This is a genomic window from Gluconobacter kondonii, assembly GCF_002723995.1.
In the GTDB taxonomy this organism is placed as follows: Bacteria; Pseudomonadota; Alphaproteobacteria; order Acetobacterales; family Acetobacteraceae; genus Gluconobacter; species Gluconobacter kondonii.
The window spans coordinates 18,736-39,623 of the sequence record NZ_BEWP01000020.1 but is presented as its reverse complement, the minus strand read 5'-3'; the positions used below and the strand labels follow the sequence as shown (position 1 = coordinate 39,623).

Genomic DNA, 20,888 nt, shown 5'->3' with positions numbered 1-20,888 from the left:
GCCATGCTGGCCAACCGGGGCTATGACAGCGACTGGTTCCGCCAGGATCTGCTGCTCCGTGGTATCCTGCCGGTTATTCCCTCACGAAAAGGCCGCAGTTCCACAGAAAACAGACTGGCGGCGTTACAGAGACCGCAATCGCATTGAGCGGATGTTCAACAAACTCAAGCAGATGCGGCGTATTGCAACCCGCTACGACAAAACCGCCTTGTCCTTCATGAGCTTCCTCAATATCGCCGCCGCGAGGCTTTGGATTGAATCTCTTGTCAACGGTACCTAGTACTTTCTGTGCGACATCAGTTTATGAACATAATAGGGAACGCTTATGCCCTAACGCTCAAAAGCGGGCAGGATCGAGCCAGCGGATCGTTGCAAACTGCCGCGCATCGCCAAAAATACAGGTGGCACAGGACAGTCTGGAGAAGACGATGCGGTATGGCAGCGCGGGCATCACCTTCCAGCGCTTCAAGCTGTCCCACACCTGCGCCTCACTCCATTGGTGGACAGGCCGCCAGTGATCGACATGACGGCGGCGGCGCGTGCCGTGCCGCGTATCCGTGCGGTGCGGCTCAAAAGCGGCATAGCGGGCACGGTTTGGGCTTTCCTCTGCGCGCTCACCGGTCACGAACAGCGTGCGCCGGTTCAGGAAGCGCTCCTGGCCGCGTAGGGCGCGGTCGGCGACGTCGATCTTGGTGACGCTGGAGCACCATCGGGTCGTCAGGCTGGCGGAGACCTGGGGAAAGCGCAGGCGGGTTCCATCTGGCCCCTGCCCGCCCACGCGGATCAGACCGTCTGGGCTTTCGAAAAGAACCGGGCCTGTCGGAGCGGCATTGCGGAGCATCTCCCGCTCGAAGCCGCCCTCTCGCCAGGAGCGATAGAGCGGCAGTCCGAAATCCTGCGCCAGCGCGCTCACATAGGGCGTGGTGGAGGACCAGTCCATGAAGGATGGCCCCTGCCCGTCCACCTCGTGGTGCCACAGTTCCAGGCGGCCCGTCGGGGCACCAGCCTCAAGGAGGGCGAAAAGGCAGGCGGTGCCGTCTTTCCCGCCTGATACGGCCACGATGATACTGTCATACGACGTCAGATCCGGCGTCATGACACGAACCTGCTCACCGGAGCACCTGTCCCGACAGACCGGCACATCAGGGCACTGGCGATCGGAGCGTCCCGCAGGAGAAGCGGCTTGACGTGCCGGTTGTCCCAGCTCAGGCCTTCGCAGCGTGAGAGGAGTCCAAGCTGGGTGGCCGCCTCATCCCGGCACGCACACACCCGTTCATTACCGCCCGCACTGCGACGGCAGGGCTCATGGGCTGGCGCGTTGCAGCCCGTGCAGGCAATCGTCAGAGCCGGATCGCCGCCAGCCCAGTGCTCATTGCACTTGCGGCAGGATACGGGTTCCTGCGTATCGGTCCAGCGCATGGGCGGCCGACCGCGTGGCGTTGGGACGTAGGGAAGGTAATGACGGCGCATGATGCTCGATCCATTTCTGGTTTTTGAACATCGTCGCGTCCGGCTGGGAGCTGTTCAGACTGCAACAGTGCCGCGCAGCGGCAGGATCAACGCGGCCCGCAGCCACGCGCAGACGGCGAGCGTGGCGAGGACACGCGTTGACCCACCTGTTGTTGGCTGGGCAGATCCCAGCCAGCTTTTTCCCTTTTTCGTTATCTGATTTTTTTAATTATCCGGTTTGTTATATTACCTGATATTTTATTTAGACGGTTTATAGGTCTGATCTCGCCTCCCAGTCCGTCATTTTCTGAGTGAATTGAGGCGAGTAGGATGCGTTCCTGTAATGTTTTATCTGGTTATATTGCTTACCGGATATTCGTTCTTATCCGATTTTAACATTTATCCGGTTTACTAAAATCTAGAGCAAGACTACGAACACAAATCAGCACAGCGTCTTTGAGCGGAGAACATTATGCCTGTGATTGCTATCGCGTCCCCCAAAGGCGGCGCTGGAAAATCGACTACTGCTGTTATCTTGGGAACCCAGCTTGCGCACTACGGCGCAGAGGTAACTCTGTTAGACTGCGACCCGAACGAAGCGCTGACTTTATGGGCTGACCGCGCGCCCAAGCCACCCAGAATCAGCCTGATAACTAGGGTCTCCGAAAGCGACATTATAAAGACGATCAAAAGGCATGATGCTGATGGAAAAATTGTCATTGTCGATTTGGAAGGCGTCGCGTCAAGATTGGTTTCACGCGCAATCTCTCAAGCAGATTTGGTCTTAACACCCATGCGAGCGACAACCTTAGACGCTACGATAGGAGCAAGAGCCCTTGCCCTAGTAGCGGAGGAAGAAGAGTCTTTAGGGCGCAAGATTCCTCACTCAGTTGTTTTTACAATGACACGAGCAATTCGTTCCAAACAGCATTCAGGCATTGAAGCCTCACTAAGGGACTCAGGCGTGGACGTGATTACGCCGCCTTTAATGGAGCGTGCTGCATTTTCCGCTCTTTTCGAGTTCGGTGGAGATCTTCATTCGATCCCGCCACAAGGTAACATTGTGGCAGCGATCGAAAACGCCGATGGCTTTGCACAAGCTGTGTACCGACGCCTTACAGGAGCGGCAGAATGACCGAAAAAAAGCCTTTTGCGATTGATGTTGGAAAGCTCAGATCGCGCGAAAAAGTCGCCTCCGCCGCCGATGTCGAACGAGTTGATCGCGTAGCTGCGGATCATGGTTTCGTAGCTAGAGAGCCAGCGAAACGTAGAGGACGCCTACCCAGTCCTCGAACAGGACAACTACACGCTAAGGTATTTCCCAACGTCTCTGACGAAATCGCTGAGGAAGCAACTAGGCGAGGCGTTACCCAAGGTGTTGTCATAGAAGACGCATGGAAGCTGTATAAAGAAAATAATCCGGTTTGATGGTTTATCCGGTTTTTATTGAAACCCGGTAATATAATTTATCGGGTAATTTGGAAAGCTCAGATCGCGCGAAAAAAAGCCGCCTTCGCCGCCGATGTCGAACAAGTTGATCGCGTAGCTGCGGATCATGGTTTCGTAGCTAGAGAGCCAGCGAAACGTAGAGGACGCCTACCCAGTCCTCGAACAGGAAAACTACACGCTAAGGTATTTCCCAACGTCTCTGACGAAATCGCTGAGGAAGCAACTAGGCGAGGCGTTACCCAGGCGTTGTCATAGAAGACGCATGGAAGCTGTATAAAGAAAATAATCCGGTTTGATGGTTTATCCGGTTTTTATTGAAACCCGGTAATATAATTTATCGGGTAATTTGGAAAACGCTTGCAATCATAAAATATTTGTTCTCTTTATGTTCTGGTTAAGGAGAACAAAGATGACAACGGACGCCGTGGCGCGACTGCGCGAGCAGGTCCGACGCCTGGAGCGTCGAAGCCTTTCTCATTCCCATACTGACACGCTGCCTACCGGGCATTCTGCCGTCGATGAGCATCTCGGCGGCGGCCTCAAAACGGGTAGCCTGCATGACTTCCTGATCTCCGATCCTCTGGAAATCGGAGCCAGTCTCGCCATGCTGCTGCCCATCCTGAAAGAGGGCAGGGGGCCGGTCTTCTGGATCAGTGACACACCTGCCGAACTGAACGCCTGCGGGTTGCATCAGTCCAGTGTTTCACTGGACCATCTGGCCTGTATTGAAACGGAGCCGGACAACCTGCTGTCGGTCGCCGAAGACATCTTGCGTGGACCAGAACGCGCTCTAGCCGTGATCGCAGGACGTCACGTCCCAACGCTCAAGGAAATCCGCCGCCTCAATCTGGCTGTGGAGGCGAGCGGGAACACAGGCTTTTTCCTGCGCTCTGCACCTCTCGCCCAAGCTCCTGGAAAAGATCCCTGCGCGTGCGCCACGCGGTGGCGGATCCTCTCTCATCCCTCGTCGCCTCAAAGACTTCCGGGACTGGCCATGCCACTTCCCGGTTTCCGACGCCTTTCTGCCGCGCTGCTGCGGGTGAGGGGAGGCCGCCCTGCTCACTGGATCCTCGACTGCACCGATCATGCGCCGCTTTCTCGCTCTCTGGATGCCATTCTGGCGCACCGAGCGCCTCCAGCTTTCCCGCCCGGGAGACTTCCCGATCGACAGGCCACTCATTGTGCACGCGCTGGCACATAACCGTCACGCCGTCACCGGTGTCAGTCCGGCTGCGCTCGCGGCCGGACTGACACCCGGAATGCCGCTGGCACAGGCCCGCTCCCTGGTTCCGGATCTTCTGACGGCAGAAGAGGACGCCGAAGCACAGAGGGCAGCGCTGACCGATCTCTGCTCCTGGCTGATCTGGCTGTCGCCGCTGCCCGCATTCGACGCTCCGGACGGGCTCTACAGCGACACCACCGGATGCGCCCATCTGTACGGCGGTGAAGCGGCCATGCTGGATCTCGTCAGGGAACGCCTGAAGGCGAGGGGGCATTCCTGCTCCGTGGCGCTGAGCGATACGGCCGCTGCCTCACGCGCCCTGGCCCGCTCGGGGATCGACCAGATCTGTCTCGTGCCTCCCGGTCAGCAGAAACAGGCTCTGCATCCGTTGCCCTGTTCAGAACTTCCTCTGCCGGAAAAAACACTGGCCAGTTTGACACGGCTCGGCCTGACCACCATTGGCGCCCTTGCAGACCTCCCTCGCGCGCCTCTGGCCAGGCGATTTGGGGCGCAGCTTCTCACCTGTCTCGATGAGGCTCTCGGACGGCAGGCCAGTCCGCTCAGCGTGTTTCAACCTGCGGACCGGATTTCCCTGACCCGGTCTTTGGTCGAGCCCATCAGCACACCGGACGCCATTGCCACGGTGATTGCCGCACTTGTGCCAGTTGTCTGCGAAAAGCTGACGGCGCGCGGGGAGGGGGCGCGGCAGCTCGACTTTCTCTGCGTGCGCGTGGACGGATCCATTCAGGCCATCCGCGTGGGGACATCCGATCCGACGGCTGACGTGACACGTCTGATGCGCCTGCTGGGAGACCATATCCCGCAAATCGCGCCCGAGTTTGGAATTGAAACCGTCATCCTGACCGTCAGCGCAAACGAACCGCTCGAAGCCGGGGCTGAGCGGTCTGTCCTGCCGGACGAAGCTGGATCCTCTGAAACGGGCCTCCCGGCCACTCTGATCGACCGGCTGCTGAACCGTCCGGGGGTTGTTTCGGTCCAGCAGTTCGCACCCCGGTTTTCTGCCTGGCCCGAAGATGGACAATCTCGCATTTCTCCCGGCGACGTGGCAGAGTCCACGAACGCGAGCCAGATGCTCTGGGCGCGACCGAACATTCTGTTCGATCTGCCCGTCCGGGTGCAGGTCACCGCCCTGCTCCCGGACGGTGCGCCCCGCCAGTTCGTCCTCAAGCGGCAGACGCATCGCGTCGCGGCGGCCGATGGCCCCGAACGTCTGTTGGGTGAATGGTGGCAGACCACCGATAACTATGGCGCCATCCGCGATTATTGGCAGGTCGAGACCACGACCGGCCTGCGCCTGTGGCTGTTTCGCAAAGGCGACGGAACCCACGACTGGTCCGGGTCAGGCGCGTGGTTTCTTCAGGGGATCTTCTGATGGATGCCCGTGACGATCTGATCCCGGCCAGCACCTCGGACGTGGCGGAAGTCCTGATGCACGCACTCTGTTACGACGGACGCAGGCGCACGCATGATGCCGCCGAGCTGATGGCCCGTCTCGTGTCCGAACGGCTGGTCGCCTATCTCGAACGCTCGGGATTCGTGGTCATGCGCGCGCCGACCAGCAACGCGCCTGACAGCAGCCGGCACCCGCATCCGCATCCGCACAGGCGCTGAGCCATGAGCGCGCCTTATGTCGAATTGCAGGTGACGTCTTCGTTTTCATTCCTGCGCTCCGGCAGCCAGCCGGATGAACTGATGTTCCAGGCGAAAGCCCTGGGCTATGACACCATCGGTCTTGCCGACTGGAACACTGTAGCCGGAGTAATCCGCGCCCATCTGGCGGCGCGCGAGGCCGGTCTGCGTCTCCTGCCCGGATGCCGTCTGGCTCTGCGCGATGGCAGCGCGCTTCTGGCCTATCCCCGCAATCGCGCAGGCTGGGCGGGTCTGTGTCAGCTCCTAACCCTTGGCCATCATCGGGGCGAGCGGGACGTGTTCCTTCTGGGATGGGAGGATCTCGTTACAGCGGCCCCGGACCTCGTCCTGATCCTGTTGCCGCCCGAGGATCTGGCAGCACTTCCCGGGCACGTTCAGAGCCTGCTGGATCTGCCGGGACAAAGGGCAGGCGAAGAAAAGAGCCGGTTTCTCGCTCTGACCATGCTTCGCCAGCCTGGAGATCTGGCGCGGCTTCACGCGCTTGCAGCCTTCAGTGCGGCCCACGGTCTGGCCTGCGTTGTGACGGGAGATGTGCTCTACCATGATGCACGTCGGCACGTTCTTCAGGACGTCGTCACGGCGATCCGGGAAGGCTGCACCGTCGATGCTCTCGGCAACCGCCGTCACGTTCACGCCGACCGCCATCTGAAAGCGCCCGAAGAGCAGGCACGCCTGTTCGCTGCTTTTCCGGACGCTCTGGCCAACACGCGGCGGATTGCCGAGGCCTGCGCCTTCAGTCTCGATGACCTGACGTACCAGTATCCGACCGAAACCGAGCGCACAGGCGAAAGCGCTCAGGACACCCTGACACGCCTGGTCCAGACCGCACTGCCGCGTCGCTACCCGGCCGGGGCGCCGCCTGACGTCGAGACGCAGATTGCCCACGAGCTGAGGCTGATCGGCTCTCTGTCCTACGCGCCGTATTTCCTGACCGTGAATACCATTGTCCGCCATGCCCGCTCGCTTGGGATTGTCTGTCAGGGGCGGGGATCTGCCGCGAACTCGGCCGTCTGCTACGTCCTGGGAATCACGAGTATTGATCCGGTTCGCTCAGGTCTGCTGTTCGAGCGGTTCCTCTCGGCCGAACGGCAGGAGCCCCCGGATATTGACGTGGATTTCGAGAGTGACCGCCGCGAAGAGGTCATCCAGTGGATCTACCGACACTACGGCCGCCACCGCGCGGCCCTGTGCGCGACCGTGCAGCGCTATCAGCCCAAAGGCGCGTTGCGGGAAGTGGGTAAGGTTCTGGGCCTGCCGGAGGATCTGACCGGCCAGCTTTCAAAACACATCGCCTCGTCTCTCGCGGATCCCGATCTGTGCAAGGCGCGTGCGGCCGATCTTGGCCTGAACCTGAAGGATCGCCGCCTTAGCCTGACATTCCATCTCGCGCGCCTGCTTCTCGGCTTTCCGCGCCAGCTAGGCACCCATCCGGGCGGATTTGTGCTGACCGAGGATCGCCTGGATGAACTCGTCCCTTTGATGCCCACCGCCATGGACGGGCGGCAGATCATCGTCTGGGACAAGGATGACATCGACGTGTTGCGGTTCATGAAGGTGGACGTTCTGGGCTTGGGAATGCTCGGCTGTCTGCGTCGCGGATTTGAGCTGCTGCACACCGTGTATCAGACGCGGATGGATCTCGCCGCGATCCCGGCCGAGGATCCGCAGACCTATCGCATGATCCAGAAGGCGGACACGCTTGGCACGTTCCAGATCGAGAGCCGGGCGCAGATGTCGATGCTGCCACGCATGAAGCCCCGGACCTTCTATGATCTGGTGATTCAGGTGGCGATCGTCCGGCCGGGGCCGATCCAAGGCGACATGGTCCATCCTTATCTGAGGCGGCGGGAGAAACTGGAGCCTGTCACCTACCCGTCCGAGACCCTGCGCGGGATCCTGGGGAAAACACTGGGGGTGCCCCTGTTCCAGGAGCAGGCCATGCAGGTGGCAATCCATTGCGCGGGTTTCACGCCAGGCGAGGCGGACCAGCTCCGCCGTGCGATGGCAACATTCAAAATGACAGGTGGGGTGTCACCGTTCCGGGATAAGCTGGTCAACGGGATGCTGGCCAATGGCTATGAGCAGGAGTTTGCTGAACAGACCTTCGCGCAACTCGAAGGCTTTGGCAGCTATGGTTTCCCGGAAAGCCACGCGGCGTCGTTTGCCCTGATTGCCTATGCCTCGGCGTGGATGAAGTGTCACTACCCGGATGTGTTCTGTGCCGCCCTGCTGAACAGCCAGCCCATGGGATTTTATGCGCCCTCGCAGATTGTTCAGGACGCACAGCGCCATGGGGTCGAGGTCCGGCCGATCTGCATCAACGCCTCCCGATGGGATTGCACACTGGAGCGCGGCCGGAACGGACGGCACGCGGCGGTCAGGCTGGGCTTTCGGATGGTTAAGGGACTGGCAAACGGACACGGCGCGGCCCTGATTGCGGCCCGGATGCCGGACTATGAGAGTATTGATGATGTCTGGCGCCGTGCGGATGTGCCGGTCTCGGCCCTGGAATGTCTGGCGGAGGCTGATGCGTTTCGGGTGTTCGGACAAATGCGTCGAGCTGCCCTGTGGTCAATCAAGGCGTTGGCGGATACCGCCCTGCCACTGTTTGAGGCGGCGGATCGGGGGCGGAACTTTCCGCTGCCGGAAGTGATCGAGCCTCAGATTGCCTTGCCGCAGATGTCAGAGCGGGCCTCAGTGCATGAGGACTACCGGGCGACGGGACTCAGTCTGAACGGGCATCCCGTCGCGTTTCTCCGAGAGGGCCTGCGAAAAGAAGGGATCGTTCGTTGCGGGGATCTTCCGTATCTGCGGGACGGACGCCGGATCCAGCTCACCGGACTGGTGTTGATGCGGCAGAAGCCAGGGACGGCCAACGGCACCATGTTCGTCACGATCGAAGACGAAACCGGTACGGCCAATCTGATTGTCTGGAAGGATGTGCAGGAGAAACACCGCCGTCCTCTTCTCGCGTCCCGTCTGCTGGCCTGTAAGGGGAGGCTGCAAAAGGAAGGCGAGGTGATCCATGTCGTTGTGCTCAGCCTGGAAGACAGAACGCCGTTGCTTCAGGGATCGGAGCTGTTGAAGGCACGGGACTTTCGGTAGGGGACAACACCGGATCGGCCAATCTTCTTTTAAGAATATAAAGCCTTATGTTGATGTTGAACCTGTGGAGTTGTGGGCAGAGCCGCGCCCTGTGGTCAGCCGACAGGGCTGTCCAACAGGACGCGAGCGACCGTGGAACGGCTGTCCATAAATCCACAGGCTATACGGTTAGTTGAGACACACGCAAGTTGATCTCCGACATAGAATGCGTCTGCCGTATCGTTCATCATCAGTTCCAGTCAAGCTGCGCACTGGCGCCTGAATGGCTTATCGGCTTCCACCACATCTCACCTATCAAGCCACTACCATGCCACCGGTTCGCACTAGGAAATCCATGCCGATCAACATCGGCCTGTAACTAAAGCCTTGAAGATCGTCGGCTTTTCCAGCGATCACTCCGCCAAGCCCATTCGGCTTATTTTGGACGAGGGCGATTGACGTCGCCAGCGTAGGATCAATTACCTCCATAGTAGGGAGGGTTAACCACGCATGCACTTTCAAAGCCCCCCGCGTTGAACCGTAATGTGCAAGAGCGGTCGAAATATATTCGTCATCGAACTTATACATTGGATCGCCATCATCACAATCTATCCATCCGATAGTGTAGTAAACTTCACAGTTAAGGCGCTTTGATATGATATCTTTTATCAAAAAATTGACGTATAAACATTGATGCGCCAAATCAGCAGGCGACAACACGTTGGTATTGTCTCGTATTAAATAAGGAAATTCTCTCAAAAACGTCGGTGAGCATAACTTCCCGGCCAATTCTGATGTGAACGGAGGACAATTTAGTCCCAAATTTTTTGTCCGCTCATATGCGGTTAAAAACTCCGAGTGATAATTCGTCGTCTGCTTGTCAGTCGTCACGCTCGCGCTCCCCAAATAAACGCTTGAGCGTTCGCATTATAAAACCATGTTGCGGTGCGCGAGCGGTATCACTTCTCCGATAAATTTCGGTAAGGCTAGAAAATGGAATGTTTCCGTCATACGCCCATTCTGGATACCCACCCCTCCCGTTTCCAACCATACCAGTAGGCGTTAGCTTCCCCCCCTCACGCTCCACGTCCATGATAATCTTATAGATAATATCGCCGTAAATGTGGTCTCGATCGTCTGATAACCAAACCCTGGGCTCTTCGGCCCAAGGCACGTAATTCCGTGCCTTGGGAATAAGTCCCTGCCGTCGAATACTTCGCTCATTTTCGAAGTTTGTCGCGTGGTAAAAAGTCTTGATGGTTGAATTGCGATCTTGGGTCGTCTGCTTGTCACAGGTCATCCCTGTTACCCTCCCGTATCTCAGCCTCCAGTTTTATCTCGGCGGCCTCAGAGGAGTAAAAATCTTGATGACAAATTGCCCAACCAGCAGCCCCAGACCAGGTTGTCTCCAGATATGAGAGGGAGCCGGCCTTAAGGTCGGCGTCTTGCGCCAACTTGTGGAGGATTTTCTCCCGGTTTTTGCGCATAAACGCTCGCGCAAAAAAGGGTACGCCAGAATATTCGGAGAACCATCCCTTGTCATTCAATATCTGAGCCGCGTTCCCCCAATTCTCATGAGGAGGATAGTCCCATGATTCTTCTCCGGTCGTTTGCTTGTCAGTCATTCGTTTGCTCCACTTTAATGCAGGCGATTATCGTCTGCTCGCATCATACGACCAAAAAGAGGACGTACGAGAAAAAGGATTCAACCTGTCGTTACGATCTCAACATGACGTAAGAATCGCTGTTGCTGGAGCTGGAATGCCATATGGTCGTTGATCTTCGGCTAATGTGCTGTCAGCAGGCGCTCGATCATTCGCCAAGAGCCTCGAGTAAGTTCCTAACGAAGATATCGTCTCGGTCTTCGTTGAGAGTGAAATCATGGGTGACAACCTCTTGAACGCGAAACGCAATTTTCATTAACTCATGCATCAGATTTTTACGTTCACGATACATTGGATCGTTGTATCCCATTGTCTCAACCAACAGGCGTGTGCCAGCTCGACGCAGTTTACCGGCGTCTTCGTCGCGTTTTCGTGTTACAATGAAATCTGGAATGACAGGCCCAGGGGCATCAGCTGGAGCTTTATCAGCATCAAACACTGGCTTGATTACATGATAATTCTCGTGGTCCGTTAACCTAGAGAGAGCGTCGACTATCACAGTTAAAGTGATTCGCTCGTAATTACTGTCAACCGGCATAAGCCGGGTGGTCGAATAAACTGGGTGTGCGTATGCACGTAGAATTGCAGGATCATTCTCTTGTGTGTTGGATGCGAGCAGGCAAATGACGACCCAGGGTGCCCGAGTGGCTGCTACTCGATCTTCTTGTGTGAGAGGTTCGCCGAATACTGCCAGATGATTCTGCACTTCATATTTTTGGCCATTGAGGGCTCGGAATGCGTGAGGTGCGATCTCATCCGCAAGTGTGATTAGGATTTGGAATGGGCGTGGACCTTTTTCCCAAGACTCATTTCGCTCTTTGATCTTCTCCAGCCTCTGAGGAAGCCAATCCAAGTTAGTAAAGAGAATCTCGCTAAGGTGTCCCCTCCCTTCCAGAGGGATTTTCTTGCCGGCGCGCCAGAGCCGGGAAAGGGCGTCGTCCGATGTTGCGTTGTCATCCTGATGCTGGTCGTCAAGCGACAGCCAATTGGAGTATGAAGTATCTATGAGCCTCATAAGGACTTCGGCGAGACTGTTTCTTCGCTGCACGCCGCCCCCCTGTTGCGGAGCTTGGGCACGAACATTGCTGTCGATCTCGACACCAAAAGGGCCTGTCAGTTTTACTTTCTGTGTTTCGCTCGGTTTTCGGTGAGACTTTTTCCCAGCGCGATGCTCTGACGGCTTTATGTAAAACGGGCACTCTGTCGCATGAGCGCCCCAAGGCGCTGCTAACCGAACGAGTTTGTTGTTGGTGCGTGTAGTAAATGCTGGAGGGAAACCTCTTAACCCAGCAACAGGTCCTTGACAGTCACAATAGAGCCAATCGTCATTGTTCTCGCCGCCGACGTCGTTTATTATGTCAACATACCCTTCTTCGTCGTTAGACTGGACGTATGCTGAGATAATTGTTCGTAAGTCATCTTGTCCGATCTGCGTCACATTCCGGGGCTGAGTTCGTTGTGCCTTTTTTCCCTGCCAAAGCATGCGTGTCTCACCTCTTTTTCTTCTGCTTGAAACTGTAGATCGTCGTCTGCTTGTCAAACATGGCGTGCACCTCGATTGTTAGGTCGCATGCCGAAGAGGAGCATCCACCTGATTCAACATGTGGAGACGCCGTCGCTCCTGAACTGCCACTACTTGTCTAACCCGTGATATCGAAATGGAAAACTTTTCGGCAAGCTCTTTGTAGGTAGCGCCTTTGCGGCGCATTTCCTCAATCCGTGCATTACGGTATGCCCTTGGCGAGTTATCGTATATGGCTCGCTCGCGCGTGACGTCGCTAATCATTTCGGTGGTCATCTCGTTGTCAGTGTCCTTCATGCTTCAAAACCAGATTGCAGTCTTCGCAAATCGGCTTCAGCCGCAATGCAGGCGTCGTCCCAGTTCTTGGCAATGAGTCCTAGGCGTTCTTTCAACCTTCTTATCGCCTCATTTTCGGGAGGCGGGAAGGCGTCCGTGAGCTTAACAAGTTCTTGAACAACTGTTTGCATTGATTGCTGCGCGTAATCCAAGGCGCTTTTCACGGCGTCAATTTTTGCTTGTTGGGTCGTCTGCTTGTCAGTCATTGGCGTCATCCTTTCTCATGTTTCTGGCGCGCCGGTAGATGGCTTGCCGTGTCACCCCGTAAGCTGCCGCAACCTCGGCTGATTTCTCCCCGGCCTGTATCCGCGCCATAGCTTCGGCCACCTGCTCATCGGACAGCACGGCCTTGCGGCCTCCGGTCTTGCCTCTCGCCCGTGCCGCTGCGAGACCGTTGACCGTCCGTTCCACAATCAACTCGCGCTCCCATTGCGCCATCGCGGCAATGATCGCAAAAACCAGCCGCCCCGTGGCCGTCCGTGTGTCGAGGTCCATTGATAAAATCTTCAAATCAACGCCCTTATCGTGCAGGGCCTTGACCGTCTGGACCACTTCAACAAGGTCTCTACCAAGCCGGTCTATCGCCGTGACAACGAGAACATCGCCGTCACGCAATTCCTTCCAGCAATGTTTCCAGCCGGGACGCTGCATGTTCTTCCCGCTGGCCTTATCCTGGAATATCGCAGCTGGTTCGACGCCAAATTCGGTCAGCCGGTCGATCTGGCTGCGATTGTTCTGATCGCTGGTGCTCACGCGGGCATATCCGATTAGCGTGCGATGGACAGGCTCCGGTGAACGATCTGACAATTTCAAAACCCTGTTCGGTGAGGCACTTCTTTATATCACGGCGGACATTTTCTTGTCAACATTGTTGACAGTCTTTGTGCTGTAACCTATGATGACAACATATAGCAAGGAAAGCATTCGCCATGAACACCGACTGGATCGAAAAGCTGGACATGTTGCCTGTCGCGGCGCGAGGCCGCATCCGTCGCTACCTCGAAGAGGGAGATGGAGCGTCCATGAGCACGTTTTATCGCGCACTTCTGTCGAACGACCTGATCGGGGCGATCCAGGGGGCTGATGCCGAGAACCGGGCCGGCTTGCCAGATTTCGTGGAATACCTGACGGCATACGCCCCGTGCGGGTCCTACGGCAGCGCCGACGCTATTCAGACCTGGCGCGGCGTCGCGTCGATATCCTCTTACCCCCCGGAGTAACCAGATCTATTATGGCTAAGCAAAAGCTGACAGACCGCGAAGCGAAGGATATCCTGTTAAAGTGGCCACAGGTCACCGCGGCAATATGGGAGGCCCCACAGTCCCACGGCGCGTGGTTACGGGCTCACCCCAAAAACGGAAAACATCGGGGGCCTTATATTGTGTCACCCGGCGCCGACCTGTTTAAGACGCAACCGGATGGTCTTTATGTATATTTCAACGGAGTTGATAGCGCTGACGTCGTAATTATAGAATCATGTGGCAGTGTACAAAATCTCAACGACAAGAGGTCACGCTATATTCCAACAAGCCATAGCACTCTTCTTTCATGTAGTAATAAATGGTTTGATGAAACGATAAATACGTCCGGTGGCGGCAGAAAACCTCGGTGGGAAACGTGCGGTTCGCTCTCAGAGTGCCCCGCGCACGATATAAAGGTTCCGATTCGGCATTTGCGTGTTCTGTTTGCCCTTCCAAATGATATTTATAAGGAATGGTGTCCCCATCATATTCCAGCGGGATATGAGTTTTTTTGTCCCCATTCTAGTTTGGACAGCTATACGGCCCCAAAAATGCAGATATTTCTGTCTCGCATGTCAATTGCATCGCAGTTCTATTTGCAGAGGTAGACGGGCGCGTTGCTGGATGAACTCAATGCCTGACATCGAACCCCCGCCCCCGAAGGAACGACCCATCAAGCACGCATACTGCTATCGCTCCGGAAAAATCGAATTCGGCGCGGCCCTCCCCGAGGGGACGCGGCCGTTGGGAAAAGCGCGAAGCGCCAGGAAACTGCGGGAGATCGTCACCGTGAACGCGCGTCACCATTATGACGGCACCACCCTTCTGGTCCCGGGCGCGCCCGAAGCCGATACAGAGGACGATGCCATTGCGGCATACTGTTATTTCCGCGACGTGGTTTCGATGCGCCTGGCCGGACAATCGGGCTGGCCAGCTCGACAGGGTAGTCAGCCGGCAAGCTAATCCCGGACACATGGAGAAAATCATGAGCAATCCCGTAAAGGACATCGTTACCACCATGCAAGGTTCTGACAGGCGTAGGTCACGTTGACAAAAGGCCTATACGGTCTGCCTGAGATCTGATTCACTTTGTATCTGTAGGACAGAAAGCAGAGAGAACAGGCATGGCACGAGGCGATCTGACGGATCAGGAATGGGCGATGATTGGTCCGCTTCTGCCGCCTGAGCGTGGACGTTGGGCACGTCCATCTAGAGACAATCGCCAGTTTTTCAATGGTATGCTGCATGTTCTACGAACGGGTTGCCCCTGGCGGGACATGCATGAACGCTACGGCAAGTGGAACTCGGTCTATGTCCGGTTCCGGCGTTGGGCTGAACAGGGCGTGTGGGATGCTCTTTTACAGACCCTGGTAGATCTGGGGCTGACTGATAACTGGCAGCATATGATCGACAGCACCGTGGTTCGTGCCCATTCCCAAGCCACTGGGGCAAAAGGGGGGCTCATTCGGAGGCTTTTGGTCGGTCACGCGGCGGCTTTACGAGCAAAATCCATGCCCGATGTGACAATCAGGGACGCCCTCTCGGCTTTGTCCTTACCGGAGGCCAGGTCTCGGATTACAAAGCCACAGACGCCCTGATGAAGCTACCTGTCCCGAACCCCAAAGCCATGCTAGCCGACCGGGGCTATGACAGTGACAGTTTCCGCCAGGAACTGCTGGTCCACGGGATCCTGCCAGTCATTCCATCACGCAAAGGCCGCAGCGCTCCACAGAAAACAGACTGGCGGCGTTACAGGGATCGCAACCATATCGAGCGGATGTTCAACAGGCTCAAGCAGATGCGCCGCATAGCGACCCGCTACGACAAGACCGCCTTATCCTTCATGAGTTTCCTCAATATCGCCGCCGCAAAACTCTGGATTGGGTCTTTTGTCAACGTGACCTAAAGCCGTTGAGGCTATGACTGATTTGTTGACGTCGCTTCGCCAACTTCCCGAGTGGGCAGACGACAAGATTGAATTCGTGCTCGATAACGGTCGGATCGTGGAAGTAGCCGCTCAGGTAGGCAGTTCCGAAGCATTCGCGATTTATGTGCGCTGACACCCAAACCCCGGAGAAATGACGTGCCCCCAAGTATTCCGTTCTTGCTTTAATGCTTACGAGCGTCACGCCCGCGTTCGGGCAAACCTCGATGCTCCAGACAATGGGCGAAGCCATGCAAAGCCCCGCTGCGCGCCGGTGTGGAAATCACCGGGACGGCGAAGGCGACTAGCATCGAATTGACCTCACTTCGGTATCCAGACGGGCGCGTAGAGACCTTCACGCCGCCGCTGCTTGGCGGACTAGTGAGCGATGAGAGGGGCGGACATGACTGACAAGCAGACGACCCTCCGATGCGCCAAAATCCGACGCTAGGATAGACACTTTTCAAGAGTAACAAGGCATGATTAGAAGATCGAGCGACGCCCCTCAGGCTAAAGAATTTATCTGGGCCCTATCTGAATGCATAGACTCATATCGCAAAAGCGTTGACGCAATGGAACGTCTTGAAAAGAGGAAAAACGAGTATCTAGATGCAGTCAAGCGGTTTGTTGTCGAGATAAACAGAGAATTTTTCGAGTTTATCGCATCGCTTGACGAAATGCTGAAAAGCAAACATTTTGGGCACGCCGAACTTCGATTTGACGCAGACCAAGATCAGCTCTTTTCAGATTTGAACCGCCAAGACCTCGACTGTTGGCCACGATTTTTCTCTCTTTTGAATGGACGGCTTGTTATCGTCATGAAGGATGGAGAAAAAGATGGCGCGCCGGTTATAACATCAATAGATGCGAGGGTTTTATTTTTTAACGACTGCGGCGTGATAGAGTGGGACGGCTCCGATAGTGAACGCTTCCTCTCGTTCCGTAATGTTAATATTCCCTCGGAGATCTTTGGACCACCCAACATCGTCGATATATTTCACACTCTTACACCTATCGACATGAGAGCAGTAAATCTTGATGGAAAGACTATTGCTCTACCGCCGGTAGATATAATCGCCCGTCGCATTCTACCAAGGGATTGCGTTGCGAGATGACATCATCTGGCTCGAGTTCTCGCCCCAGGCGGGCCATAAGCAGTGAGTGCCCCCCCCCTTTTTGTATCCACTCAAAAGGAGAGTTCCCGTTTTTTATGGCTTGGGGTTGATGGGATGACAAGTGTCTCGGGGGCATGCCCCCGAGGCACTTGTCTGGCGACCTGATCCGGTGTCCTGCCATCCAATTGGGAGTGGGGACGCACCGTGTTGTAGTCTTCCCGCCAGTCAGCCAGAACCTGTCGGGCATGGCTGAGGGAGGTGAACAGCGTTTCGTTGAGGCATTCATCCCTCAGCCGGCCGTTGAAACTTTCGACAAAGCCGTTCAGCTGCGGTTTACCGGGGGCGATATAGTGCCATTCAATCTTCATCTCATCCGCCCATTTCAGGATGGCATGGGATGTGAACTCCGTACCGTTGTCGCTGACAATCATGAGGGGTTTGCCATATCGTTCTACCAGGGCCGTCAGTTCCCGCGCCACCCGTCCACCTGATAATGACGTGTCGGCAACCAATGCCAGGTTCTTGCGACTGAAATCGTCGATAACAGCTAGAATGCGGAACCGGCGGCCACAGATCAGGGCATCCGAGACAAAATCCAGGCTCCAGCGCTGCTCGGGTTCCTGAGGGATGGTCATGGGAGAACGCCTCCCCAGTGCCCTCTTGCGGCCACCCCGATGGCGGACTTTCAGCCCTTCCTCCTTGTAAGGCGGAACAGCTTTTTGTGATTGGGGCTAAACCCTTCCCGAACCAGAAGATAACCCAGGCGGCGATAGCCAAAGCGGCGTCTCTGGCTCGCCAGTTCCCGCAGGCGCTGGCGCAGGGCGGCATCATCTGCCCGGGTGGAAACATACCGCGCAACACGCCTGGCAAGACCAACAAGGGCACAGGCGCGACGCTCACTCAGTTCCAGACCCTTTTGAAGGTGTAGGACCGCCTGCCGCTGTGCGACAGGCGTCACCACTTTTTTCCAACAATTTCCTTCAACGCCGCATTATCCAGCATCGCATCCGCCAGGAGACGCTTCAGACGACTGTTTTCATCTTCCAATGCCTTCAACCGTTTGGCTTCCGATATTTCAAGGCCACCATAGCGGGTCTTCCATTTGTAAAACGTCGCATCACTGATCCCGTGTTTGCGGCAAAGATCAGAGACCTTGAGCCCAGCCTCCTGTTCCTTCAGCACCCCTATGATCTGCTCTTCCGTAAAGCGGCTGCGTTTCATCCGTCCGTGTCCTTCTCGATCGGACTCTACTTTTAAATGGTTACATTTCCGCGGAACACGTCAGCAGGCAGGCCATCGCCCCGCAGTCGTCCTATCGTCGGCGACCTATAACCGAATTGGGCTGTTTTTGTGTTGCCCGCTTACGACGAAGCGAAAGAGCTACACTTTTGAGGTGGGGGTCGGCAACGCTCGTCAGAGCGCCGTGCTCGCTGACCAGGTGGAATCGCTCGATTGGCGAGCCCGAAGTGCTAGAGCGCTTTCCTCTCAATCTGGTTCATATCCGGCGGCGGTAAAGAAGTTTGCGCATTCTGTAGGAGTGATCTGATCGATCAATGTGCCGATCCTGTCCCACAAGGCGTCGCGTGTGCGTTCTGCGGCTTTACGGAGATGGGCCTTGAGTTTGGAGAAGGCCTTCTCGATGGGATTGAAGTCCGGGCTGTAGGGCGGGAGATAGCGCACGGTGGCCCCTGCTGCTTCGATGGCGGCCTGAACGCCGAAACCTTTGTGAGAGCCGAGATTGTCCATGATAACAATGTCGCCTGGCCGCAGATCGGGTACCAGCACGCGATCGACATAGGTCTGGAAGCTGCGGCCATTGATCGGACCATCCAGGACCATGGGCGCCACGATGCCGGTCAGTCGCAACCCAGCGATGAACGTCGTGGTTGTCCAGTGACCATGTGGCACGGCGGAACGCAACCTCTGGCCACGTCGACACCGCCCGTAGCATCTTGCCATATTCGTGGAAGCCCAGGTTTCATCAATGAAGACCAGCCGCGCCGGATCGAGATCGGGCTGGGCATCGAACCACTCCTGCCGTCGTGTCAGGATGTCCGGCCGGTCCTGTTCCGCCGCGTGAGCGGTCTTTTTTTCCATGTGATCTTATGACGCGCGAAGAAACGCCACAGCGTGCCGATTGCAAAGTGATGGCCGGTCTCAGCCAGTCGGGCGCGGATCTCGGCCAGGGTCAGATCGTCCTTCTCCGCGATCAGCGCATGAATACACTCTGCCTGCGCCTCAATCCGGTGAGACAGACGATCCCCGCCACGGGGGCTGGCAGCAGGACTGCCGGTCGTAGCGGCAAGAGCGCACCAGCGAACCGCACTTGCCGGACTGACGCCAAACCGTTCAGCCGCCTGACGCCGCGACAGACCATTCGAAACGGCCGCAACAACACGTTCGCGGAGATCCAGAGACAATGTGCGTGATGACATCCACAGCCGGCCTCCATCCCGGCTCTCATCTCGAATCAGATCACAGCCACTTTGGGAATCCCCACCGATTCATTCAGAACAGAAAACGCTCTAATAGCTTTTTTTAAATCATGCGGTAGATTTCTAGAAATCGCTTGATTGTGAGGTTTCCAGCAATTTCCTTTTTCAGTTCTGATGGAAGGAATGTGACCACGAAGGTAGTGAGTACGGCTAAAGACTGCTGTTGACCAACTCTGCCCAGAACCCGACAATCCGCTTCCCCCCCTAAACTGACAGTCTACTCAAGGAATATGAAGCAGACAGGCGGGATGCGCCTCATCTCGGGCATGTATGCCGTCGGAAAGCCGCCCCCGCAGCGGACATGAGCATCAAGATCTCTCGCGACCAAGTTTATGGCCGAGAGCGGACCGTCCGCTCTGGGGTGAAAGTCAGGCCGAAGCGGACCTAGCTGGTAAGAGATGCTGTCGCGGCTCTCGACCCACTCGCTGTAAATCAGGGGTACACTTGGAAAGCCCTTTTGGCTTCTCTCGGATCGAGCAGGACGATTTTATCAAAGCCGCCTGCGTTCACGCTGGCCTGGTCGAGGAACAGCTTTTGCTCGAAGTCGTCCAGCCCATAGCCGATCTGATCGGTCAGGATGAGCCACCATTCAGGATAGTTGCTGCGCACGCACGCGACCTTGCCCGTCTTTTCCGTTATGCAAAGCTTCAGGTTCGCCTCGATCTCTCCGATAAGCCAGCCGCCGGACTGCTGGTCGCTATGACCCGCCGGTCTGAAGAATGTCGGCTTTGCACTAGGCGCCCGGAACACCTTGAGCCAAAACTCGCCGCTGGCGTTCAGCCTAACTTCGAACGGCTGCGGCTCGGAATTGGTCATGAACGGTAAGAGCACATCGTCGAGCTCTCGTTTCAGGTCCTTCCACGTTGGGGTCGGCCGGCTGAAACGGTAGTGCACATACCAGCTCTGACCGGAGGCGGGTGCGGGGCCAAGGTCGGTCAGGTAGTCGCAAATTCGTCGCCAAAGCGGGATCGCCGCTTCTTCGAGGCCGCGCGGTCCCTTGCCGTCTCCGTCATCGTGATTTTGATTGAGTCGACGCACCTCGACCGCAATGCGACCGTTGACGAGGAAGTCGGGCGGCACATTACCGTCGGGCTCATATTGCACATCCGTGTAACCGAGCCCTTTCAAATAGGTCTCAACCAGTGCTTCCGAGCTACCCATCGGGCCCTCAGAATTCGATCCAGAGGTGGCTCAATGTGATCGGGACGAGCGAGGCGGCGCGCTCATGGTTTGAGCGCAGGACCGCCAGCTTGAGACTTCGGTCGTGATCGATGCGAGCTGTCAAGGTGCTGACATCACCTGCCTGGATGTAGGCGATCATCGCGCCCTCCTCGTGCGCCGCCCCATGCAGCCCGGCCTTGAAGCGCTGGACGCCGCCCGTGCTGCCGTGCGCGATCCTCAGATACTCCCGCTTGTCGCGATAGCGTCCGACGGGCGTTAGGCAACCACGCCGTGCGCGCGGTCGCGATCGCCGCCGCCCCTCGGCGATGCCTGACTAGGTCATCGGCCGCGACGCGCTTTGCTGAGCTCGAACCCTTCGCGCAGCAGGCCGACCATCGTCATGCTCTGCGCGACCGTATATCCCTTATAGGCCTTCTTGAACTCGGTCGGCACTTTGAAGTTTAGTGTCTCGAGCTTGTTTTCCGGAGCTGATTGCTGGCGACCCGGTTGAGAAGATTCCTCCTTATGCGCCATCAGTTGCTCGCTCCGAAATCT

24 protein-coding genes and 2 pseudogenes are annotated in these 20,888 nt (G+C 56.8%); 14 read left to right on the top strand and 12 right to left on the bottom strand.

What is annotated here, in order from left to right:
• The first annotated feature begins 22 nt into the window (after positions 1–22).
• On the top strand, positions 23–280 hold the full coding sequence (locus tag GKO01_RS16615; RefSeq protein WP_099287554.1) for a transposase: 258 nt from the start codon (positions 23–25) through the stop codon (positions 278–280).
• Positions 281–337: 57 nt separating this feature from the next.
• On the opposite strand, the gene GKO01_RS13925 is transcribed toward GKO01_RS16615, so the two are convergent.
• Complete coding sequence (locus tag GKO01_RS13925; RefSeq protein WP_244901483.1) at positions 338–1,096, bottom strand: phosphoadenosine phosphosulfate reductase domain-containing protein; 759 nt, start codon at positions 1,094–1,096, stop codon at positions 338–340.
• Positions 1,093–1,470, bottom strand: coding sequence for a hypothetical protein (locus GKO01_RS15825; protein WP_145994782.1), 378 nt, complete (start codon positions 1,468–1,470; stop codon positions 1,093–1,095). The genes GKO01_RS13925 and GKO01_RS15825 overlap by 4 nt, the downstream gene beginning before the upstream one ends.
• Between GKO01_RS15825 and GKO01_RS16060 the strand changes: the two genes are divergently transcribed.
• From GKO01_RS16060 to GKO01_RS13885, 7 genes are all read left to right on the top strand, one after another.
• Positions 1,469–1,669 carry a hypothetical protein gene (locus GKO01_RS16060; protein ID WP_167383502.1) on the top strand — a complete coding sequence of 67 codons (201 nt, stop codon included), beginning with the start codon at positions 1,469–1,471 and terminating at the stop codon, positions 1,667–1,669. The genes GKO01_RS15825 and GKO01_RS16060 overlap by 2 nt on opposite strands.
• A 252-nt stretch (positions 1,670–1,921) precedes the next feature.
• Positions 1,922–2,584 (top strand): ParA family protein, encoded by a 663-nt coding sequence (locus tag GKO01_RS13915; RefSeq protein WP_099287553.1) that lies wholly within the window; start codon positions 1,922–1,924, stop codon positions 2,582–2,584.
• Entirely contained in the window at positions 2,581–2,877 is a 297-nt protein-coding gene (locus GKO01_RS13910; RefSeq protein WP_099287552.1) for a chromosome partitioning protein ParB, read from the top strand. The genes GKO01_RS13915 and GKO01_RS13910 overlap by 4 nt, the downstream gene beginning before the upstream one ends.
• Positions 2,878–3,307: 430 nt before the next feature.
• Positions 3,308–4,099 carry an ImuA family protein gene (locus tag GKO01_RS13900; RefSeq protein WP_099287551.1) on the top strand — a complete coding sequence of 264 codons (792 nt, stop codon included), beginning with the start codon at positions 3,308–3,310 and terminating at the stop codon, positions 4,097–4,099.
• Entirely contained in the window at positions 3,984–5,513 is a 1,530-nt protein-coding gene (locus GKO01_RS13895; RefSeq protein ID WP_244901482.1) for a Y-family DNA polymerase, read from the top strand. The genes GKO01_RS13900 and GKO01_RS13895 overlap by 116 nt, the downstream gene beginning before the upstream one ends.
• Complete coding sequence (locus tag GKO01_RS13890; protein WP_099287549.1) at positions 5,513–5,752, top strand: hypothetical protein; 240 nt, start codon at positions 5,513–5,515, stop codon at positions 5,750–5,752. The genes GKO01_RS13895 and GKO01_RS13890 overlap by 1 nt, the downstream gene beginning before the upstream one ends.
• A gap of 3 nt (positions 5,753–5,755) precedes the next feature.
• A complete protein-coding gene (locus GKO01_RS13885) occupies positions 5,756–8,896 on the top strand; it encodes an error-prone DNA polymerase (protein ID WP_099287548.1) in 3,141 nt (1,046 codons plus the stop codon).
• A 294-nt stretch (positions 8,897–9,190) separates the two neighbouring features.
• Here GKO01_RS13885 and GKO01_RS15820 read toward each other — a convergent pair whose 3' ends face one another.
• The 5 genes from GKO01_RS15820 to GKO01_RS13850 all read right to left on the bottom strand — a co-directional run bounded on the left by GKO01_RS15820 (position 9,191) and on the right by GKO01_RS13850 (position 13,204).
• Positions 9,191–9,766: a hypothetical protein gene (locus GKO01_RS15820; RefSeq protein ID WP_145994781.1), complete on the bottom strand. Its 576-nt coding sequence runs from the start codon at positions 9,764–9,766 to the stop codon at positions 9,191–9,193.
• 398 nt (positions 9,767–10,164) lie between these two features.
• The gene (locus tag GKO01_RS13870) at positions 10,165–10,500 is read right to left on the bottom strand and encodes a hypothetical protein (protein WP_099287545.1); all 336 of its coding nucleotides are present in this window, start codon (positions 10,498–10,500) and stop codon (positions 10,165–10,167) included.
• 187 nt (positions 10,501–10,687) lie between these two features.
• A complete protein-coding gene (locus GKO01_RS13865; protein WP_099287544.1) occupies positions 10,688–12,022 on the bottom strand; it encodes a hypothetical protein in 1,335 nt (444 codons plus the stop codon).
• 332 nt (positions 12,023–12,354) lie between these two features.
• Complete coding sequence (locus GKO01_RS13855) at positions 12,355–12,603, bottom strand: hypothetical protein (RefSeq protein ID WP_099287542.1); 249 nt, start codon at positions 12,601–12,603, stop codon at positions 12,355–12,357.
• Positions 12,596–13,204: a recombinase family protein gene (locus tag GKO01_RS13850; RefSeq protein ID WP_264816073.1), complete on the bottom strand. Its 609-nt coding sequence runs from the start codon at positions 13,202–13,204 to the stop codon at positions 12,596–12,598. The genes GKO01_RS13855 and GKO01_RS13850 overlap by 8 nt, the downstream gene beginning before the upstream one ends.
• 122 nt (positions 13,205–13,326) lie before the next feature.
• On the opposite strand from GKO01_RS13850, the gene GKO01_RS13845 reads away from it, so the two are divergent.
• The 5 genes and pseudogenes from GKO01_RS13845 (at position 13,327) to GKO01_RS13830 (ending at position 16,677) form a co-directional block, all read left to right on the top strand.
• Positions 13,327–13,617, top strand: coding sequence for a hypothetical protein (locus tag GKO01_RS13845; RefSeq protein WP_099287540.1), 291 nt, complete (start codon positions 13,327–13,329; stop codon positions 13,615–13,617).
• Between the two features lie 645 nt (positions 13,618–14,262).
• Positions 14,263–14,601, top strand: a complete 339-nt coding sequence (locus GKO01_RS13840) for a hypothetical protein (RefSeq protein WP_174694302.1) — start codon at positions 14,263–14,265, stop codon at positions 14,599–14,601.
• Between the two features lie 161 nt (positions 14,602–14,762).
• Positions 14,763–15,544, top strand: a pseudogene (locus tag GKO01_RS16365) (IS5 family transposase).
• Positions 15,545–15,557: 13 nt separating this feature from the next.
• Positions 15,558–15,698 carry a hypothetical protein gene (locus GKO01_RS16055; RefSeq protein ID WP_167383500.1) on the top strand — a complete coding sequence of 47 codons (141 nt, stop codon included), beginning with the start codon at positions 15,558–15,560 and terminating at the stop codon, positions 15,696–15,698.
• 436 nt (positions 15,699–16,134) lie between these two features.
• Entirely contained in the window at positions 16,135–16,677 is a 543-nt protein-coding gene (locus tag GKO01_RS13830; RefSeq protein ID WP_167383499.1) for a hypothetical protein, read from the top strand.
• 71 nt (positions 16,678–16,748) lie between these two features.
• Here GKO01_RS13830 and GKO01_RS13825 read toward each other — a convergent pair.
• Positions 16,749–17,898, bottom strand: a pseudogene (locus tag GKO01_RS13825) (IS3 family transposase).
• On the opposite strand from GKO01_RS13825, the gene GKO01_RS13820 reads away from it, so the two are divergent.
• Complete coding sequence (locus GKO01_RS13820) at positions 17,864–18,223, top strand: type II toxin-antitoxin system PemK/MazF family toxin (RefSeq protein ID WP_099287538.1); 360 nt, start codon at positions 17,864–17,866, stop codon at positions 18,221–18,223. The pseudogene GKO01_RS13825 and the gene GKO01_RS13820 sit on opposite strands and share 35 nt — an antisense overlap.
• Here the strand turns inward: GKO01_RS13820 and GKO01_RS13815 are convergent.
• From GKO01_RS13815 to GKO01_RS13805, 4 genes are all read right to left on the bottom strand, one after another.
• Positions 18,163–19,112 (bottom strand): IS630 family transposase gene (locus GKO01_RS13815; RefSeq protein ID WP_408870314.1). Its coding sequence is split into 2 segments (ribosomal slippage): positions 18,163–18,770 and positions 18,770–19,112, totalling 951 coding nucleotides; the frame shifts between segments, so codons are not numbered across the junction. The two genes, GKO01_RS13820 and GKO01_RS13815, sit on opposite strands and share 61 nt — an antisense overlap.
• 492 nt (positions 19,113–19,604) lie before the next feature.
• Positions 19,605–20,333 (bottom strand): hypothetical protein, encoded by a 729-nt coding sequence (locus GKO01_RS13810; RefSeq protein WP_099287536.1) that lies wholly within the window; start codon positions 20,331–20,333, stop codon positions 19,605–19,607.
• Between the two features lie 7 nt (positions 20,334–20,340).
• The gene (locus tag GKO01_RS16050; RefSeq protein ID WP_167383498.1) at positions 20,341–20,493 is read right to left on the bottom strand and encodes a hypothetical protein; all 153 of its coding nucleotides are present in this window, start codon (positions 20,491–20,493) and stop codon (positions 20,341–20,343) included.
• A gap of 179 nt (positions 20,494–20,672) precedes the next feature.
• Positions 20,673–20,867, bottom strand: a complete 195-nt coding sequence (locus tag GKO01_RS13805; protein WP_099287556.1) for a hypothetical protein — start codon at positions 20,865–20,867, stop codon at positions 20,673–20,675.
• Positions 20,868–20,888 lie beyond the last annotated feature (21 nt).

Bases quoted from the DNA above. Each gene is read 5' to 3' on its own strand.
- GKO01_RS13810 (WP_099287536.1), bottom strand. From the start codon at position 20,333: ATGGGTAGCTCGGAAGCACTGGTTGAGACCTATTTGAAAGGGCTCGGT.
- GKO01_RS13925 (WP_244901483.1), bottom strand. From the start codon at position 1,096: ATGACGCCGGATCTGACGTCGTATGACAGTATCATCGTGGCCGTATCA.
- GKO01_RS13890 (WP_099287549.1), top strand. From the start codon at position 5,513: ATGGATGCCCGTGACGATCTGATCCCGGCCAGCACCTCGGACGTGGCG.
- GKO01_RS15825 (WP_145994782.1), bottom strand. From the start codon at position 1,470: ATGCGCCGTCATTACCTTCCCTACGTCCCAACGCCACGCGGTCGGCCG.
- GKO01_RS16060 (WP_167383502.1), top strand. From the start codon at position 1,469: ATGATGCTCGATCCATTTCTGGTTTTTGAACATCGTCGCGTCCGGCTG.
- GKO01_RS13900 (WP_099287551.1), top strand. From the start codon at position 3,308: ATGACAACGGACGCCGTGGCGCGACTGCGCGAGCAGGTCCGACGCCTG.
- GKO01_RS13915 (WP_099287553.1), top strand. From the start codon at position 1,922: ATGCCTGTGATTGCTATCGCGTCCCCCAAAGGCGGCGCTGGAAAATCG.
- GKO01_RS13865 (WP_099287544.1), bottom strand. From the start codon at position 12,022: ATGCTTTGGCAGGGAAAAAAGGCACAACGAACTCAGCCCCGGAATGTG.
- GKO01_RS13820 (WP_099287538.1), top strand. From the start codon at position 17,864: ATGATCTGCTCTTCCGTAAAGCGGCTGCGTTTCATCCGTCCGTGTCCT.
- GKO01_RS13870 (WP_099287545.1), bottom strand. From the start codon at position 10,500: ATGACTGACAAGCAAACGACCGGAGAAGAATCATGGGACTATCCTCCT.
- GKO01_RS16055 (WP_167383500.1), top strand. From the start codon at position 15,558: ATGACTGATTTGTTGACGTCGCTTCGCCAACTTCCCGAGTGGGCAGAC.
- GKO01_RS13885 (WP_099287548.1), top strand. From the start codon at position 5,756: ATGAGCGCGCCTTATGTCGAATTGCAGGTGACGTCTTCGTTTTCATTC.
- GKO01_RS16050 (WP_167383498.1), bottom strand. From the start codon at position 20,493: ATGATCGCCTACATCCAGGCAGGTGATGTCAGCACCTTGACAGCTCGC.
- GKO01_RS13805 (WP_099287556.1), bottom strand. From the start codon at position 20,867: ATGGCGCATAAGGAGGAATCTTCTCAACCGGGTCGCCAGCAATCAGCT.
- GKO01_RS13855 (WP_099287542.1), bottom strand. From the start codon at position 12,603: ATGACTGACAAGCAGACGACCCAACAAGCAAAAATTGACGCCGTGAAA.
- GKO01_RS13910 (WP_099287552.1), top strand. From the start codon at position 2,581: ATGACCGAAAAAAAGCCTTTTGCGATTGATGTTGGAAAGCTCAGATCG.
- GKO01_RS16615 (WP_099287554.1), top strand. From the start codon at position 23: ATGACAGCGACTGGTTCCGCCAGGATCTGCTGCTCCGTGGTATCCTGC.
- GKO01_RS13830 (WP_167383499.1), top strand. From the start codon at position 16,135: ATGGAACGTCTTGAAAAGAGGAAAAACGAGTATCTAGATGCAGTCAAG.
- GKO01_RS13840 (WP_174694302.1), top strand. From the start codon at position 14,263: ATGAACTCAATGCCTGACATCGAACCCCCGCCCCCGAAGGAACGACCC.
- GKO01_RS13895 (WP_244901482.1), top strand. From the start codon at position 3,984: ATGCGCCGCTTTCTCGCTCTCTGGATGCCATTCTGGCGCACCGAGCGC.
- GKO01_RS13845 (WP_099287540.1), top strand. From the start codon at position 13,327: ATGAACACCGACTGGATCGAAAAGCTGGACATGTTGCCTGTCGCGGCG.